Genomic DNA, 15,676 nt, shown 5'->3' with positions numbered 1-15,676 from the left:
GCCCTTGCGCTGCCCTCAGTAGCGGTAGCCACCGTGACCGTGATCGTCGTCGCCGCGACCGGCGGCGTCGATCCGGCCGAACAGGCCGTGGCTCTCGTCGTCGGGGCCGGCCGCGAAGAACAGGGTGTCCTCGGGCTGGGTCGGGATGCCGTTGCCGAAGCTCAGGCCCCAGAGCCCGTCGATCACGATCCGCCGGCCGTCCGGTCCGCGCAGGCTGCCCGCGAACGCGCCGGTCCTCGGATCATAGGCGTTGATGATCCCGTCGCCGAAATTGCCGACGAGGATGTCGCCGCCGAAGCGGCCGAAATGCTCGGGCGCTCGGGCGAGGCCCCAAGGGGCGTCGAGGGCACCCCGGCTCGCGAGCCGCCGGAGCAGGTGGCCTTCCGCGTCGTACACGTCGACGAAGCCGAGACCGGGCCCGTGGACGTCGTCCTCGCGGTCCCGGTCCTGCTTGGCGTAGGTCACGTAGAGCCTGCCGCCGATGTTCTGGATGCCGAAGGGCGCGAAGCCCCGCGGGAGCCGCGGGTCCATGAAGTCGCCCGCGAGCCGGACGCGTCGGAACCGGCCGTCGAAAACGTCGATCTTGGCGTTGTGGAAGTCGGTGGCGTAGAGGTAGGGCTGGTGGCCGCTCGAGGCGAGGGCGAGACCTTTATAGATCGCTCCGTCGCGCGCATGGAACTGCGCGATCGCGTGCGTCCGGTCGACATCCGGCGACCAGCCGGCGATGACGCCCGCCTCGCTCGAGAAGATGAAGCGGCTCGGAGCCCGCGTGTGGCCCATGCGGACCCTGAACACGCCCGTGCCGTTGAACACGATTCCGGTAGGGGCACCGCCCGGAATGGCGACGACGAGCGGCAGGGCGTTGCCGTTCCCGTCATAGACCGTGGAGACGTCGGTGCCGTTGTCGGCGACCCAGGCCGGGGTGGTCGGGCCGAAGGCGAGGCCCCAGCCGTTGACGAGGTTCCGGTCGGTGTGCTCGGCCCGGCCCGGAACGTCCGACACGAGGTTGCGCACCACGAATGCCATGCTGCCGCCGTGGCCGGCCGATGCCGGGTCCGCCGCCTGCAGTGGCAGTGCCGTCATCAGGCTCAAGACCAGTATCGCCGCCGAAGCTCGTAGACGCTGACGCAGCGTCGTCATGCTGCCCTCCCTCTCCTCGAGGCCATCCGGGCCTCGCCCGCGCCGATGGTGGCGTGCTCCTCGGCGAACACCGCAGCGCCGGGGTTATTCCCGCTCAGGACTCTTGCGCGCGATAGACCGCCTCGGCGATGGGATGGAGCTCGTGGCGGGGAAGGGAACTGGTCATGACGTAGCCGAGCTCGCCCTCCGCGCCGTAGGCCGTCACCACCCCGTCTTCCTCGCGAAAGCGCGGCTCGACGTCGCCGGAGACGGGTCGCCGGCGGAAGAGGCAGGTGAGCCTGCGCCCGCCCGCATCGACATAGGTGAGCTGGGCGGCGAGGCCGTAACGGGTGACCAGGAGCTGATCGCGGCTCAGCCGGAAGCCCCAGCGCTCCAGGATCGGAACCCGGACTGCGGTGCCGAGCTGCTGCGAGAGCCGGGCGCTCAGGGTCGCGGGATCGAGGGTACCTTCCTTTTCCGGGGACGTGAGCGGATAGACGCGGTAGGCCGCATCCGCGTCCTGCACCATCTGGACGAGATCGGCCGTCGGCTCCCCGGCCGGCCCGACGGCCCACCAGGCAGCGCCACCTCCGACCAAGAGCGCCAGCACCCCGGCGGCGATGGCGGCGCGCCGCCGGCGCCGCCCGCGGTGGGCGTGGAGGATGCTGGCGAGCCGGACCGGCGCCCGCTCGGCCACGAGCGCCTTCACACCGATCCTGAGCGCCGCATCGCAGCGTCGGTAGGCCGCGACCCGCTCGCGATCCATCGGGCAGACGGCGAGATGGGCAGCGATCGTGGCCCGATGCTTCTCGTCCAGCTCGCCGTCGAGATAGGCGCCGAGCTCCTCGAGATCGGGATGCGGCTCCGCGCCGCTCATGGGAGCCTCCGGAAAGGGGTGACGGTGCCGGGATCCTCGCTCATCTGCCGCAGCCGCTCGCGACCCCGCGCCAGCCGCGACATGACCGTTCCGACCGAGATGTCGAGGAGGTCGGCGACCTCCCGATAGCGCAGGCCCTCGACGACGACGAGAGACAGGACCTCGCGCTGCTCCTCGGGCAGCCGGGCGAAGGCCCGCAGCGTCTCGGCCACCTCGATGCGGCTGATCTGTCCAGCGGCGACGCTGGGCTCCTCGCCCTCGGCGAGCGGCAGAGGCGGCGGGCTGCGCGCGGCCGAGCGCCGCTGGTTGAGCTGGATGTGACGCAGGATCGTGAACAGCCAGGCACGCAGGTTGCCGGGCCGGCGCCAGAGATGGAGACGTGAGAGCGCACGCACGAGGCAATCCTGAACGAGATCGTCCGCAGCGTCGCTGTCGTGCAGGAGGACGCGGGCGTAGCGGCGGAGTGCCGGGATCTCCGCCTCGATCCGGAGCAGCAGATCCTCCATCCCGGCCGGCCCTCCGCATCCCTTCGGGGCGCTGCCCTCGATCCTACTCCGTGACGATGAGTTCGGCGTGCATGCCGGCCACGAAGTGGCCGGGCTCGTTGCAGAACAGGACGTAACGGCCGGGGCGCAGCCGCATCGACAGGGAGCCGCTCCTTCCGGGCCCGAGGTCGCCCAGCTCCTCGAGGCCTTCGAGCCTTCTCTCGTCGACTCGGCTGCCCGTGCGGGCCATCGGCGGCGGTCCTGCCGGAGCCTTCGCCACCAGGAACTCGTGAACCGTGTCGGCGGAGAGGTTCCGCACCACGAACCGCACCGGCCCCGCTGGCACCTGGCTGCGGTCGAGCCGCAAGCTCTGCGTGCCGTCGGGCGCGTTGCTCATCGCCACGTTCACCGGCGTAGGCGCCGCTGCCCAGGCCTGCGCGGCGAGGCCGAGCAGGAGCGCCGCCGCCTGCCGGGCCGGCTGCCGGAACATGGTCGCCATCGCGCGCATGATCCCTTCCCCTTCGTTCTCCCTCGGCCGGCGCTGGCATCGCCGGCAACGGGATGAACACCGCCAGGGGCCGGCTATTCCCGCTCTCGGCGGGACGTTTCGCTCGGGCCGGCGCAGGAGGGATCGGCTCAAGCGCGCAGGCGGAAGCGCTCGAGCAGCCCGCTCACGGTCTCGCGAAAACCCCCGTATTCCAGCTCGGCATAGGGCAGCATCGCCGCACCCGACCAGCCTTGGCTGCGCATCTCGATCGCCTTCGCCTGGGCGCGTAAGCGCACCTCGTCCCACGCCGGATTGGCGAAGAAGTCGGTGTAGCCCTCGGAGAACCGGCCGTCGGCGTCCAGCGAGAAGCCGATGCAGGAGACGATCGGCAGGCAGTAGAGGCCGGTCACCGCCGTGTTGAGCGGCACGGGCATGAGCGGCATGACGTGCGAGCCGCGCGCGTCCCCGCCCACGAAATGCGCCTTCGCGAACGGCGACAGCAGCTCCTCCGGGGCGGGAAAGATTCCCTGGTTGCGGACGATCGCCACCGGATCGTCCTTGCCGGTGTACTTGCCGGCGATCGAATGCAGGCGCTGCGCCGAGACCGCTACCGCCTGCTCGCCGTAGGTGCGCGAGACGATGGCGTCGATGCCGAAGCGCTCGTTGTCGCGCAGGAGGGCCGCGATGTGGTAGCTCTCCTCCGGTGCCGCGAGCTCGACGATGCTGTCGGCCTTGGCGTTGTCCATGTCGATGACGTGGAAGGCGAAGCCCTTGATCATCTGCGGCAGCATCAGGCCGGCGCAGTACATGGGATCGGCGAAGGCGAGATAGAGCGGCAGGTTGTAGGCGCCGGGGCCGCATTTGTCGGCGGCCAGCACCATGAAGGATTCGGCCGGCCGGGGTGCCTTCAGCGTGTGCTCGAAGGTGATCTCCGCCACGGCCGGGCCCGCACCGCGCAGATTGCCCGAGGGCGCATCCACGAGGAGATCCTGACCGGCGCCGTAGAGCCCCTGGCGTCTGGCGATGTCGGTCGCCTCCAGGAACGCGGCCCAGGCGAAGTCGTGGATCCTGGCGCTGTTCTTGCCCTCGGCATGCGACATGATGATCGCGATGTCGTCGCCGGTATGGGCGACGAAGCCGTCGAGCAGGAGATGCTCGTCGATGGCGCGCTGAACCGCGGCGCGCACCGCGTCCAGCATCCGTGCCGAGGGCTTGGTATGACCGCCGATCGAGCCCACGTCGGCCTTGATCACGGAGAGTGTCATGCGCATGGTGGCGCTCCCGGTGCTGTTCCTCCCGAGGAGCCTGGCATTCTAGCCCGAAATCCTTCGTTTGACCGCTTCGTGCCGTGCTGCGCCCGAGTGCGACCGGGATCGTCCGACCACGCGCATCCGGTGCGGCCACGAGCGAGAGACCGATGCTCTGGCTGAACGGGCGGCTGGTTGCGGCCGCCGAGGCGCGGATCGATCCCGCCGATCGCGGCTTCCTTCTGGGCGACGGTCTGTTCGAGACCATGCGCGCCGTGGATGGCCGCATCCCGCTCCTGGCCCGCCACCTGGCCCGGCTGCGCGCCGGTGCCGGCACGCTGGGCCTGCCCGTGCCGCTCGGGAATGCGGCCCTCGCCGACGCCGCCACAGCGCTCCTCCGGGCGACGGGCCTGCGTGATGCAGCCCTCCGCCTCACCCTCACCCGTGGCCCCGGCCCGCGCGGCCTCCTGCCGCCCGCCGAGCTTACGCCCACGCTCCTCCTCGCCGCCTTTTCGCTGCCCTCCCCGCCGCCTCCTGCCCGCGCCGCCATCGTTGCGGTGACCCGTCGCAACGAGCACTCTCCGCTCTCGCGCCTGAAGTCCCTGGGCTATCTCGACAACCTCCTGGCAGTGCGCGCCGTGCGCGAAGTCGGCGCCGACGAGGCGATCCTTCTCAACACCGCCGGCCGGCTCGCCTGTGCCGCGACCGCGAACCTGTTCCTGATCGAGGGCGACACCCTCCTCACCCCGCCGCCCGCCGAGGGCGTTCTCCCCGGCATCACGCGCGCGATCGTGATCGAGCAGGCGGCAAGGCTCGGCGTGCGCTGCCTGGAAACGGCGCTCCCACCCGAGCGGCTGCGCCGGGCGGACGGCGCCTTCCTCACGAGCAGCCTCGTCGGCGTCCGTGCCCTGGTCGCGGTCGACGGCGAGGCTGTCGCCGGCGCCGCACCCCACCCCCTCGCCCAGGACCTGCAGGCGGCCTGGCAAGCGCATGGGTGCGAGAGCTGATCCGACCTTTGGCGGGTTGCGGGTGCCGGGGCTTGGCATTAGCACCAAAGAACCTATCCTCCGGCGCAGAAGCCGAGAATCGATCCTAGAGAGGGAGGTCAGGATGTGGCGCGCTGCCAGGCGGTCGGTCATCGCCGCGCTCGCTCTGTTCGCCGTGGCGGGTGCCGCCCGCGCCGCCGATCTCGGCACGATCCGGGTCGGCGTGCTCAAGTTCGGTACCGTGAACTGGGAACTCGACGTCATCAAGACGCACGGGCTCGACCGGAAGGAGGGCTTCACCCTCGCGGTCGAGACCTTCGGCGGCAACGATGCTGCCGACGTGGCGCTCATGGGCGGGTCGGTCGACGCCATCGTCGAGGACTGGCTGTTCGTCTCGCGCCAGCGGGCCGAAGGGGTACCGCTCACCTTCGTCCCCTATTCCAGCAATGTCGGCGCGGTGATGGTGAAGGAGGGCGGCGGCATCGACAGCCTCGCCGACCTCAAGGGCAAAAGGCTCGGCATCGCCGGCGGTCCGCTCGACAAAGGCTGGCTCCTGCTCCAGGCCTATGCCAGGTCGACCACCGGCATGGACCTGAAACGGGAGGTCGAGCCGGTCTACGGCGCGCCGCCGCTCCTGAACGAGAAGCTGAAGAGCGGCGAGCTCGCGGCCGTCCTCAACTACTGGCATTTCGGCGCCCGGCTCGAGCCCGAGGGCTATAAGCGCCTGATCGGCATCGGCCAGGTGCAGGAGGCCTTGGGCATCCCGGCGAGCGTGCCGCAGCTCGGCTATATCTTCCAGGAGCCCTGGGCGGAGAGCCACAAGGAGCTCGTCCAGGCCTTCGTCCGCGCGTCCCGTGCCGCCAAGGCGATCATGAAGAGCGACGATCAGGAGTGGCAGCGCCTGAAGCCTCTGACCCGCGCCGAGAACGACGCCCAGCTCGACGCCTTCATGCGCCGCTACCGCGAGGGCATCGTCGAGCGCTGGGGCGAGAAGGAGCGGAACGAGGCGGCGAAGCTCTACGAGGTCGTGGCCGGGCTCGGCGGCGAGGAGCTGGTCGGCAAGAGCCGAACGCTCGCTCCCGGCACGTTCTGGCCCGAAGTGAGCTTCTGACCGCATGGCCCGCAGCCTCGCCCCGACCGAGCCGGCGCCGTCCGCCACCATCACGGGCGATGCTGCGCTCGCGCGCGGGACCGGGCTGCGGCGCGTCCTCGTCCCCGTCCTCTCGCTGCTCCTGCTGCTCGCCCTGTGGCAGGCGGGAGCGATGCTCGCGGCCAACCCGCGGCTCATGCCGCCACCCGCGGCAGTGCTCCGCGCCATTGCTGCCGAGACCGCGAGCGGCGAACTGCCCTGGCATCTCGGCATCACGCTGCTCCGGGTCGCCGCGAGCTTCGTCCTCGCCATGGGGATCGGCATCGTCATCGGCCTCGTCATGGGCCGCGTGCGGCTCGCCGACGAGCTGGGCCAGCCGTGGCTCGTCTTCTTCCTGAACCTGCCGGCGCTGGTGACGATCATCCTCTGCTATATCTGGATCGGCCTCGTCGAGACCGCAGCCGTGGCGGCAGTGGCGCTCAACAAGATCCCGAACGTCGTCGTCACCGTGCGTGAAGGCGCGCGCGCCCTGGACAAAGGCCTCCTCGAGATGGCGGAAGTGTTCGAGGTGCCCTGGCGCCGCCGCATCGAGCACGTCGTCCTGCCGCAGCTCTATCCTTATCTTGCCGTCGCCGCCCGTTCGGGCCTCGCCCTCATCTGGAAGATCGTGCTCGTGGTCGAGCTCCTCGGCCGCTCCAACGGTGTCGGCTTCCAGCTCGGCGTGTTCTTCCAGATGTTCGACGTCGCCGGCATCCTGGCCTATGCGCTCTCCTTCATCGTCGTCGTCCAGCTCATCGAGTGGGGCATCCTGCAGCCGCTCGAGCGCCGGGTGAACCGATGGCGGCGCTGAGCCTCGAGGTGCGGGCGAAGAGCTTCCCCGCCGTCGGCACCGCACCCGAAAAGCGTGTCCTCGAGAACGTGCGGCTCTCGGTCGAGCCCGGCGAGCGGCTCGCCATCATCGGCCCCTCCGGCTGCGGCAAGACCACCCTTCTCAACATCGCGGCCGGGCTCGATCGTGATTTCGAGGGCAGGCTCGTGCGCGATCGCAGCGCCCGGCTCGCCTACGTCTTCCAGGAGCCGCGCCTTTTGCCCTGGCGCACGGTCGCGGACAATCTGCGCTTCGTCCTCTTCGACGACGATCCGACCGAGGTGGACGCCCGGATCACCGCCGTCCTCGCCGAGGTCGGGCTCGAGGGCACGCAGGCCGTGTTCGCCTCGCGCCTCTCGCTCGGCATGGCGAGGCGTGCGGCGCTCGCCCGCGCCTTCGTGGTCCGCCCGGATCTCCTCCTCCTCGACGAGCCTTTCGTCTCGCTCGACGAGCCCACCGCCCAGCACCTGCGCCTCCTCCTCCTCGAGCTGCTCGAGCGCCACCGCACCACCGTGCTCTTCGTGACCCATGCGCTCCACGAGGCGATCATGCTGGCCGACCGCCTCCTCTTCCTCACCGCCTCGCCGGCGCGCGTGCTCGCCGTGCGCGAGGTTCCGCTCGGCGCTGCGGAGCGCCGCGATCCGCTCGCGGTCGAGGCCTGCCGCAATCGGCTCCTCGCCGAGGAAGCCGAGCTGGCGCGGCTGCTCCTCCCGGCCTCGGCCGCTGCCCCCTCTCCTCTCGCGGAGGTCGCTCCCGGATGAGCGCGAACCCCTGGCTCTTGTGCTTCGAGGGCATCCTCGGCCGCGAGCTCTTACGCTTCCTGCAGCAGCGCGGCCGCTTCTTCGCCGCCCTGGTCCGCCCCTTGGTGTGGCTGTTCATCTTCGCGGCCGGCTTCCGCTCGGTGCTCGGCGTGTCGATCCAGCCGCCCTACGAGACCTACATCCTCTACGAGGTCTACATTGCACCCGGCCTCGCCGGCATGATCCTGCTGTTCAGCGGCATGCAGAGCTCGCTCTCGATGGTCTACGACCGCGAGATGGGCTCGATGCGGGTGCTGCTCGTGAGCCCCTTGCCGCGCTGGTATCTCCTCTCCTGCAAGCTCGTCGCCGCCACTCTCGTCTCCTGCCTGCAGGTCTACCTCTTCCTCGCCATTGCCTGGTTCTGGGAGGTCCAGCCGCCGCTCGTCGGCTATCTCACCGTCTTTCCGGCTCTCCTCCTCAGCGGCCTCATGCTGGGCGCGCTCGGACTCCTGCTCTCCTCGGTGATCCGCCAGCTCGAGAACTTCGCCGGAGTCATGAACTTCGTCATCTTCCCGATGTTCTTCACGAGCTCGGCGCTCTATCCTTTGTGGCGGATGCGCGAGAGCTCGCTTCTCCTCTATCAGATCAGCGCCGCCAACCCGTTCACCCATGCGGTCGAGCTGATCCGCTTCGCGCTCTACGGCCAGCTCGACCCGACCTCGCTCCTGCTCGTCCTCATGTGGACCGTGCTGTTCATGGGGGCCGCGATCTTCGGCTACAACCCTGCCCGCGGCTTCGTGGCGCTCACCGGCAAGGGGGAGTGAGCGTGCGGGAAACGCGGGCCCGAAAAGAAGACCGCCACCGGCGATCCGGCGGCGGTCAAGCCATGCCTCATGAAACGGCCCACGAAGGGCTGCGCGGGATCGTGGTGGAAGCCGGCTCCTGCGTCTGTGACATTCGTCACAAAGGACACGGCCGACCGCGAGTGGAGTCGTCCGGCATCAATCGGCAACGCTCCATTGGGGATTCCAGGCGATCTCCCAGAGATGGCCGTCCGGGTCATGGAAGTAGCCGGAATATCCTCCCCAGAAGCGGTCACGTGGCGGATCGGTGACGACCGCACCCGCTCGCTCGGCCTGCCCGACGATCGCATCGACCTCTTCCCTCGATCCGACGATGTGCCCGATGGACACGGCGCCGAGCCTCGCGGGCGTGGCCGTGATTCTGGCATCCTTGGCAAGGGAAACGGCTGGATAGAGCGCCAGGATCAGATCGTCGTTCATGTTGAAGAAGACCACCGTGCCGTCCTCGAACTCCTGGCCGATGATCCCCTCAGTCGGCAGGCCCATGCCGTCACGGTAGAAGGCGAGAGATCGTTCGAGATCGTTCACGGCCAGCGTGAGCACCTTGATGCGCGGCTTCATGTCTTTCTCCCCTGATCCTGGGACTGCGCACGACCTGAAAGCCGGAGGCCGCGAGAAAATCGGGCTTCAGAACACCACCACCTGCCGGATCGCCTCGCCGCGTTGCAGCCGGTCGAAGCCCGCGTTGATCTCCTCGAGCCGCAAGGTGCCGCTCATCAGCCGGTCCACCGGCAGCCGCCCGCGCCGGTAGAGCTGGATGTAGCGGGGAATGTCCCGCATCGGGACGGCGGTGCCGATATAGCTCCCCTTCAGGGTCCGCTCCTCGCCGACCAGGCTCACCACCGGCACCGGCAGCGCCGCGCTCGGCGGCGGCAGGCCCGCCGTCACCGTCGTCCCGCCGCGCCGCGTGATCCGCCAGGCGAGCTCCAGCGCCTTGCCGGTGCCGGCGAGCTCGAACGCATACTCGACGCCGCCCGCCGTGACGCTGCGGATCTGCTCCGCCGTGTCGGGATCGCGCGCGTCGAACGCTGCCGTCGCCCCCAGCGCTTGCGCCAGCGCCAGCTTCTCCGGGGCGATGTCCACCGCCACCACCTCGCGCGCCCCTGCCGCCACCGCCGCGAGCAGCGAGCACAAGCCCACCCCACCCAGGCCCACGATCGCCACCGAGCTGCCGGCCGGGACGCGCGCCGTGTTGACGACCGCACCCACGCCCGTGAGCACGGCGCAGCCGAACAGCGCCGCCTCCTCCAGCGGCAGCTCGGGGTCGATCTTCACGAGCGAGCGGCGCGAGACCACCGCGTGCTCCGCGAATGCCGACACGCCGAGATGATGGTGCAAAGGCTCCCCGTCCCGATGCAGCCGCCTGGCACCGCTCAGCAGCACCCCGGCGCCGTTCGCCGCGGCACCGGGCTCGCATAAGGCCGGCCGCCCTTCCGCGCACGGCACGCAGCCGCCGCACGACGGCACGAACACGCAGACCACGTGATCGCCGCGCACGAGGTCCACGACACCCGGCCCGACCTCCTCGACCACCGCCGCCGCCTCGTGCCCGAGCACCATCGGCATGGGTCGCGGCCGGTTGCCCTCGATCACCGAGAGATCGGAATGGCACAGGCCCGCGGCCGCGATCCGCACCAGCACCTCGCCCGGCCCCGGCGGATCGAGCGCCACCGCCTGCACCCGCAGCGGCCGGCTCTCGGCATAAGGCGAAGGTGTTCCCATCGTCTCCAGCACCGCGGCCCTGATCCGCATTACCCCTCCTTCGCTCCAGGCGAGCCTGCGCCTTTACCGTTCGGCACCGGTGCTCCCGCTCGACCACTATCGGCGCTGCCGGCCCGCACCTTCGGGCACGGGCGCAGGCTTGCCCACGTCGCTCGAACTGCCTACTGCACGAAGTCCGGCATCGGCACCTCTTGCGCCCTTGCGACCTCGAGCCCGGCCTTCTTCCAGCCGTCCACACCCTCGGGATACCAGTAAACCTGGGTATAACCGAGCTCGGTCACGGCGCGCTTGGCCGCGTTCCAGGACATCCAGCAATGGGCGTCACAATAGAACACGATGGGCTTCGTCTTGTCGCCGCCGGTGAGCCGTTCCAGTTCGGTGCGGAAATAAAGGGCGAACTCCGCCGAGAGCTCGCCGTAGCCGACGTTCGGCAGCCACACCGAGCCCGGAATATCGTCGCGCTCGGGCTCGATCCAGAGCTGGTCCGCCGCCCGGTCCCTGGGCTTTCGTGCCTTGGGCAGAACGTCGACGAGAACCGGATGGCGCTCCTCGATCAGCGTGCGCAGGGTCTGTGTGGTGAGCACGGTCGCACCCTCGAGCGTCGCCGGCACCGGAGCGCGATAGTTGTCCATCCGGTAACCGGCGGGCTCCGCCACGGGCGACGCGGCACCCTCGCCGGCCCCGGCCGTGATCAGACGGCCCTGCTCGTCGAGCAGCGGGACGCCGTAGTCGAGCAGGATCTTCTGGATCTCCGGCTTGAGCTCGCGGATCAGGGTGTTGACGTCGTGCTTCCACAGCGGCTCGTTCGGGCGGATGCCCATCGAGATGCGGAAGTCGAGGCGCAGCCCGGTGCGGGGATCGCTCGTGAGCGGCACCAGCGTCAAGGGTGTGGCCTGCTTGCGGATCCAGTAGCCCGCGATCGGCCCCCAGAGCAGCGCCACGTCGAGATCGCCTTTGGCGAGATCCTCGATCATCTGGCGGGCCGGCTGCTCGAGGCGGGTGTCGACCAGGAGCTGATAAGGCCGTGCCTGGGCCATCAGGTTCTTGCGCACGAGGAGATCGGCCACGGGCGTCCCGGCGACGATGCCGATCCGGGCGGTCTGCATGAGCGGGCTGTCCAGGCTGCCGAACCGGTCGCCCTCGTCCGCCCGGTGCACGAGCACGTAGGCCGAGCGGTAGTAGGGATTGGTGTTCTGGACCAGCTCGTCGGCCGCTACCACCCCCATGATGAGGTCGCAGCGATTGGCCCGGAGCGTGTTGCGCACGAAGCCGACCGACTGTGGGAACCAGGTATATTGCAGCGGCACGCCGAGCCTTTGCGCCATGAGCTCGGCGATCTTGTTCTCGAACCCCTCGCCCTTGTCGTTCGAGAACGGCAGGTCGTTGGGATCGGCGCAGACCCGGAGCGCCGTGCGGTCGACCAACTCGCCCAAGGGAGCCTGGGTCTGCGCGACCGCCGGGAACGGCGCCCGGAGAAGCGCCGCCGCGAGCGCAATGGCGCCTATGGCCACGCGCGAGATCGGGTGGGAAAACGACACGGGCCAGTCCTCCGCCGCGCGCCGGCGCGCCGCCTCGCCCCGGCCCTACTGCCGCTCCGGGCGGCCGCGGCCGACCACGCCGTCCGAGCGCGCCTTGAGATAGGCATAGATGTCGTCGATGTACATCGCCACGTCCTCGACCATGCCGAAAGCCGGCATCACCTTCTCCTGGCCGGCGGCGAGGTTCTGGCGGCCGTTGATCACGACGTTGGTGAAGTCCTCGTAGCTCATGTTCTTGAGCGACTCGGTCAGGTTCGGCGCATAGGAGCTGCCCATGCCGTCGGGGCCGTGGCAGCGCAGGCAGGAGTCGGTGTAGCGGCGGTAGCCGTTGTAGGTCCCCTTGTCGACCTTGCCGTCGACGATCGAGTAAGGCTTGTCGGCTGCTTTCTCTTCGGCTCGACTGCCCGAGGATGCGAGCAAGCTGATGATGGCCGCAGCGACTGCGAGAAGCGACGTGGTACGTCGGAGCATGGTGCCTCCGGTTTATTCTTGGCTTATCCTGCCCGATCGGGCAGGTCGGTCGAATCGTTCTGCCGGATCGTTCGCCGGTACGCAAGAGCTGCGCCGGTCAATTGGGTTCATCCTTGCCCACCGTTCCGATCAACGCTACGCGACTTTGGTCTACTATTCCGAAGCTGGTCGTCACAAGAAAAAAAGCCGATTGCGTCATCGATCGGAACAATGACGCGCGACGTAAGGCAGGAGCACGCTTCTGCCGCTGCGCGTCGTCCGGCACCGTCCGGCGCGTCGCATCAACGTGCCGCGATGCGCCGGTCGATCAGATAGGTGATGCCGCGCTTCCAGGACTCGTCGGTGTTGCCGCGGATATCCACGCTTCCTGCCTTGAGTAGCCGGCCGCTCGCGACGTCGCGGATCTGCAGGTTGATGTTGAGAATGAGATTGCTGACCTTCTGCACCCAGCCCACGGCGGCGAGGCCGGCATCGAGCCGTTGCGCCAGCGGCAGCTCGCAGCCGTTGCAGTCCCTGAGCGAGCTCGCTCTTGCGACCTCGTCCGCCACCGGAGCCGTGTCCACGACCGTGTAGCCCGCAGCCTCCAGCCGCGCGCGCGCCTGTCCGAAAAGGGCCTGCAGGCGCGCCGTCTCGTCGGGCCTGGTCGGCTCGAGGCTCGTGTTCACGAGCTCGAACGGGAACAGCGCCACCTTCTCCGAGGCGGCCCGTGCCGCCGGCGCCAGCACGACGAGCAAGAGCAGCGCGCAGACGTACCGCATCGATCCTTCCTTCCCGACGGAGCGGCCGGCAGGTCCGGCAGCGCCCGGTGCACGGTCCTCGAGATGCAGCCGTCAGCACGGGGAGGACCGAACGAGCAGCGGCACGGCGAGGCGCAGTTCCTCACAATCCCGAGAGCCGCCCGTCTCCCACATCAGCATGGCGAAGTCGCCGGCCCGATCCAGCGCCACGAGCGGGCTGTGCCAGGTGCCAGGCGCATAGCTGATCCCTTGCCCGGCCTCGGCCAGGAATGCCCGCGCCGCCGTCGGCACCGGCGACCCGTCGGGACCGGCTGGCGCCACGATCACGAGCCAGCGGGCAGCGCCCAGCGGCAGAAAGGTCTGACTGGTCAGCGGATGGCGCTCGAGCAGCGGCACCGCTACCGGGAGAGGCTGCGGCCGGCAGCGATAGATCGCAAGGCTCGGCAGCGCCGCACCCGTCCGGTGGCGGAGATGGCCCGGAAGATCGTGACGTACAGCCATGCCGGCATTCACCGGGCGGCCCCGGTCGTCCGGCGCGGCCACGACCTGCCCGAAAGGTCGGAACGCCTCACAGGCGAGAGGCTCGGCCATGATCTCGTGGTGCACGGGATGCGTTTCCGGCAGGACAAAGGGCCCGGTGTCGTGCACCGGGCCCGATGCCGCCACGACGCAGGCCGATCAGTCGGCCAGGGTGAACACGGTCAGCTGGCCGCCGAGCTGGGTGTAGTTCGAGAGCGCCTTGTAAGCACCCACCGCACCCAGGCCCGCCGTATCCTCGGACAGGCCAGCCGCGAGGCCGATGCCGGCCCAGCCGCCGATGCCCGAGAGCACGCCGACATACTGCTTGCCGCGGTGCATCCAGGTATTGACGTTGCCGATGATGCCGGACGGGGTCTTGAAGCGGTAGAGCTCGCGGCCCGTGTGAGCGTCGACGGCCTTCAGATAGCCCTCGAGGGTGCCGTAGAACACGACGTCGCCCGCGGTCGAGAGCGCGCCCGACCACACCGAGAACGGCTCGGGGTTCGACCACACGATCTTGCCCTCGCTGGCGTCCCAGGCGATGAAGTTGCCGAGGTTGGTGCCACCCGGGGCCGGGTACATCGAGAGCGTGGCGCCGACATAGGGCTGGCCGGCGGTGTAGCTCACCTTGAACGGCTCATAGTCCATGCAGACGTGGTTGGTCGGCACGTAGAACAGGCCGGTCTTCGGGCTGTAGCTCGCCGGCTGCTGGTCCTTCGAGCCGAGCGCCGCCGGGCAGATGTTCGTGGTGTTGACGTCTTCGCCGTTGTGGTGGGTCGAGTAGCGCGCCACCACCTGCGGCCGGCCGGTCTGCATGTCGACGTGCGTCGCCCAGTTCACTGCCGGATCGTACTTCTCGGCGACCAGAAGCGCGCCGTTGGTGCGGTCCATGGTGTAGGCGAAGCCGTTGCGGTCGAAGTGGACGAGCGCCTTCGTCATCTTGCCCTTCACGGGCATGTCGACGAGGATCATCTCGTTGATGCCGTCATAGTCCCACTCGTCGTGGGGCGTCATCTGGTAGACCCACTTCGCCATACCGGTGTCGGCGTCGCGGGCGAAGATGGTCATCGACCAGCGATTGTCGCCGGGGCGCTGCACCGGGTTCCAGGTCGAGGGATTGCCGGTGCCGTAATAGACCAGGTTCAGCTCGGGATCGACCGCGTACCAGCCCCAGGTGGTGCCGCCGCCGATCTTCCACTGATCGCCCTCCCAGGTCGCCGTGCCGCTGTCCTTGCCGACCGGCTTGCCGAGATGGGTGGTCTTCTCGGGGTCCATCAGCGTGTCGCTGTCGGGCCCCATCGACCAGCCTTTCCAGGCCAAGGAGCCGTCTTTGGTGTGATAGGCGGTCAGACGGCCGCGCACGCCGAACTCGCCGCCCGAGATGCCGACATAGACCTTGTCCTTGTAGACCATCGGCGCGCTGGTGCCGGTCTCGCCCTTCGAGGGATCGCCGTTCTTGACGTCCCAGAGCTTCTTGCCGGTTTTGGCATCCAGCGCCACCAGCGTCGTGTCGGCCTGGTAGAGGAAGATCTTGCCGTCACCGTAGGCGACGCCGCGGTTGACCGTATCGCAGCACATCACCGGAATGACGTTCGGGTCCTGCTTCGGCTCGTACTTCCAGATCACCCGCCCCTGGTCGTTGAGATCGAGCGCATAGACGATGTTCGGGAACGGCGTATGAATGTACATCACGTCGCCGATCACGAGCGGGCCGCCCTCGTGGCCGCGCAGCACGCCGGTCGAGAAGGTCCAGGCCGGCTGGAGCTTGCCGACATTGTCCTTGTTGATCTGCGCCAGCGTGCTGTAGCGCGTGTTGGCGTAGTCGCCCGTCGGCATCACCCAGTTGGCCGGGTTCTTCTGCATCACCAGGAGTTCGTCATTCGCCATGGCAGCGGACGAGGCGCCGACTGCCAGAGCGGCGATGGCT

Annotated in this window: 17 protein-coding genes; 5 read left to right on the top strand and 12 right to left on the bottom strand. The window is 69.1% G+C overall.

Annotation, left to right across the window (positions count from 1 at the left end; genetic code table 11):
* Positions 1-15: 15 nt before the first annotated feature.
* The 5 genes from U1T56_RS08190 to U1T56_RS08170 form a co-directional block, all read right to left on the bottom strand.
* Positions 16-1,140 (bottom strand): TIGR03118 family protein, encoded by a 1,125-nt coding sequence (locus U1T56_RS08190; protein WP_418158963.1) that lies wholly within the window; start codon positions 1,138-1,140, stop codon positions 16-18.
* 94 nt (positions 1,141-1,234) lie between these two features.
* A complete protein-coding gene (locus tag U1T56_RS08185; protein WP_418158962.1) occupies positions 1,235-1,996 on the bottom strand; it encodes an anti-sigma factor family protein in 762 nt (253 codons plus the stop codon).
* The gene (locus U1T56_RS08180; RefSeq protein WP_418158961.1) at positions 1,993-2,502 is read right to left on the bottom strand and encodes a sigma-70 family RNA polymerase sigma factor; all 510 of its coding nucleotides are present in this window, start codon (positions 2,500-2,502) and stop codon (positions 1,993-1,995) included. Before U1T56_RS08180 ends, U1T56_RS08185 begins: the two co-directional genes overlap by 4 nt.
* A 43-nt stretch (positions 2,503-2,545) precedes the next feature.
* Positions 2,546-2,989 (bottom strand): copper resistance protein, encoded by a 444-nt coding sequence (locus U1T56_RS08175; RefSeq protein ID WP_418158960.1) that lies wholly within the window; start codon positions 2,987-2,989, stop codon positions 2,546-2,548.
* A gap of 128 nt (positions 2,990-3,117) precedes the next feature.
* On the bottom strand, positions 3,118-4,239 hold the full coding sequence (locus U1T56_RS08170) for a fructose 1,6-bisphosphatase (protein ID WP_418158959.1): 1,122 nt from the start codon (positions 4,237-4,239) through the stop codon (positions 3,118-3,120).
* A 146-nt stretch (positions 4,240-4,385) separates the two neighbouring features.
* Here U1T56_RS08170 and U1T56_RS08165 point away from each other — a divergent pair, with 146 nt between their 5' ends.
* From U1T56_RS08165 to U1T56_RS08145, 5 genes are all read left to right on the top strand, one after another.
* On the top strand, positions 4,386-5,222 hold the full coding sequence (locus U1T56_RS08165; RefSeq protein ID WP_418158958.1) for an aminotransferase class IV: 837 nt from the start codon (positions 4,386-4,388) through the stop codon (positions 5,220-5,222).
* A 103-nt stretch (positions 5,223-5,325) separates the two neighbouring features.
* The gene (locus U1T56_RS08160) at positions 5,326-6,312 is read left to right on the top strand and encodes an ABC transporter substrate-binding protein (RefSeq protein WP_418158957.1); all 987 of its coding nucleotides are present in this window, start codon (positions 5,326-5,328) and stop codon (positions 6,310-6,312) included.
* Between the two features lie 4 nt (positions 6,313-6,316).
* A complete protein-coding gene (locus U1T56_RS08155) occupies positions 6,317-7,141 on the top strand; it encodes an ABC transporter permease (protein WP_418158956.1) in 825 nt (274 codons plus the stop codon).
* A complete protein-coding gene (locus U1T56_RS08150; RefSeq protein ID WP_418158955.1) occupies positions 7,129-7,920 on the top strand; it encodes an ABC transporter ATP-binding protein in 792 nt (263 codons plus the stop codon). Before U1T56_RS08155 ends, U1T56_RS08150 begins: the two co-directional genes overlap by 13 nt.
* A complete protein-coding gene (locus U1T56_RS08145) occupies positions 7,917-8,723 on the top strand; it encodes an ABC transporter permease (RefSeq protein WP_418158954.1) in 807 nt (268 codons plus the stop codon). The genes U1T56_RS08150 and U1T56_RS08145 overlap by 4 nt, the downstream gene beginning before the upstream one ends.
* A gap of 177 nt (positions 8,724-8,900) precedes the next feature.
* Here the strand turns inward: U1T56_RS08145 and U1T56_RS08140 are convergent, their stop codons facing one another.
* From U1T56_RS08140 to xoxF5, 7 genes are all read right to left on the bottom strand, one after another.
* The gene (locus tag U1T56_RS08140; RefSeq protein ID WP_418158953.1) at positions 8,901-9,323 is read right to left on the bottom strand and encodes a VOC family protein; all 423 of its coding nucleotides are present in this window, start codon (positions 9,321-9,323) and stop codon (positions 8,901-8,903) included.
* A gap of 66 nt (positions 9,324-9,389) precedes the next feature.
* Positions 9,390-10,514, bottom strand: coding sequence for a zinc-dependent alcohol dehydrogenase family protein (locus U1T56_RS08135; protein ID WP_418158952.1), 1,125 nt, complete (start codon positions 10,512-10,514; stop codon positions 9,390-9,392).
* 131 nt (positions 10,515-10,645) lie between these two features.
* The gene (locus U1T56_RS08130) at positions 10,646-12,022 is read right to left on the bottom strand and encodes a quinoprotein dehydrogenase-associated putative ABC transporter substrate-binding protein (protein WP_418158951.1); all 1,377 of its coding nucleotides are present in this window, start codon (positions 12,020-12,022) and stop codon (positions 10,646-10,648) included.
* A gap of 45 nt (positions 12,023-12,067) precedes the next feature.
* Positions 12,068-12,493, bottom strand: a complete 426-nt coding sequence (locus tag U1T56_RS08125) for a c-type cytochrome (RefSeq protein WP_418158950.1) — start codon at positions 12,491-12,493, stop codon at positions 12,068-12,070.
* 281 nt (positions 12,494-12,774) lie between these two features.
* Positions 12,775-13,251: a DUF3280 domain-containing protein gene (locus tag U1T56_RS08120; protein WP_418158949.1), complete on the bottom strand. Its 477-nt coding sequence runs from the start codon at positions 13,249-13,251 to the stop codon at positions 12,775-12,777.
* Positions 13,252-13,323: 72 nt separating this feature from the next.
* Positions 13,324-13,836 carry an ureidoglycolate lyase gene (locus U1T56_RS08115; protein ID WP_418158948.1) on the bottom strand — a complete coding sequence of 171 codons (513 nt, stop codon included), beginning with the start codon at positions 13,834-13,836 and terminating at the stop codon, positions 13,324-13,326.
* A gap of 72 nt (positions 13,837-13,908) precedes the next feature.
* Entirely contained in the window at positions 13,909-15,636 is a 1,728-nt protein-coding gene (xoxF5, locus tag U1T56_RS08110; RefSeq protein WP_418159039.1) for a lanthanide-dependent methanol dehydrogenase XoxF5, read from the bottom strand.
* Between the last annotated feature and the right edge of the window lie 40 nt (positions 15,637-15,676).

Source organism: Benzoatithermus flavus (assembly GCF_037908215.1).
Lineage (GTDB): Bacteria > Pseudomonadota > Alphaproteobacteria > Geminicoccales > Geminicoccaceae > Benzoatithermus > Benzoatithermus flavus.
The sequence above is the reverse complement of the archived record's forward strand: the minus strand, read 5'-3'. Positions and strand labels throughout refer to the sequence as shown.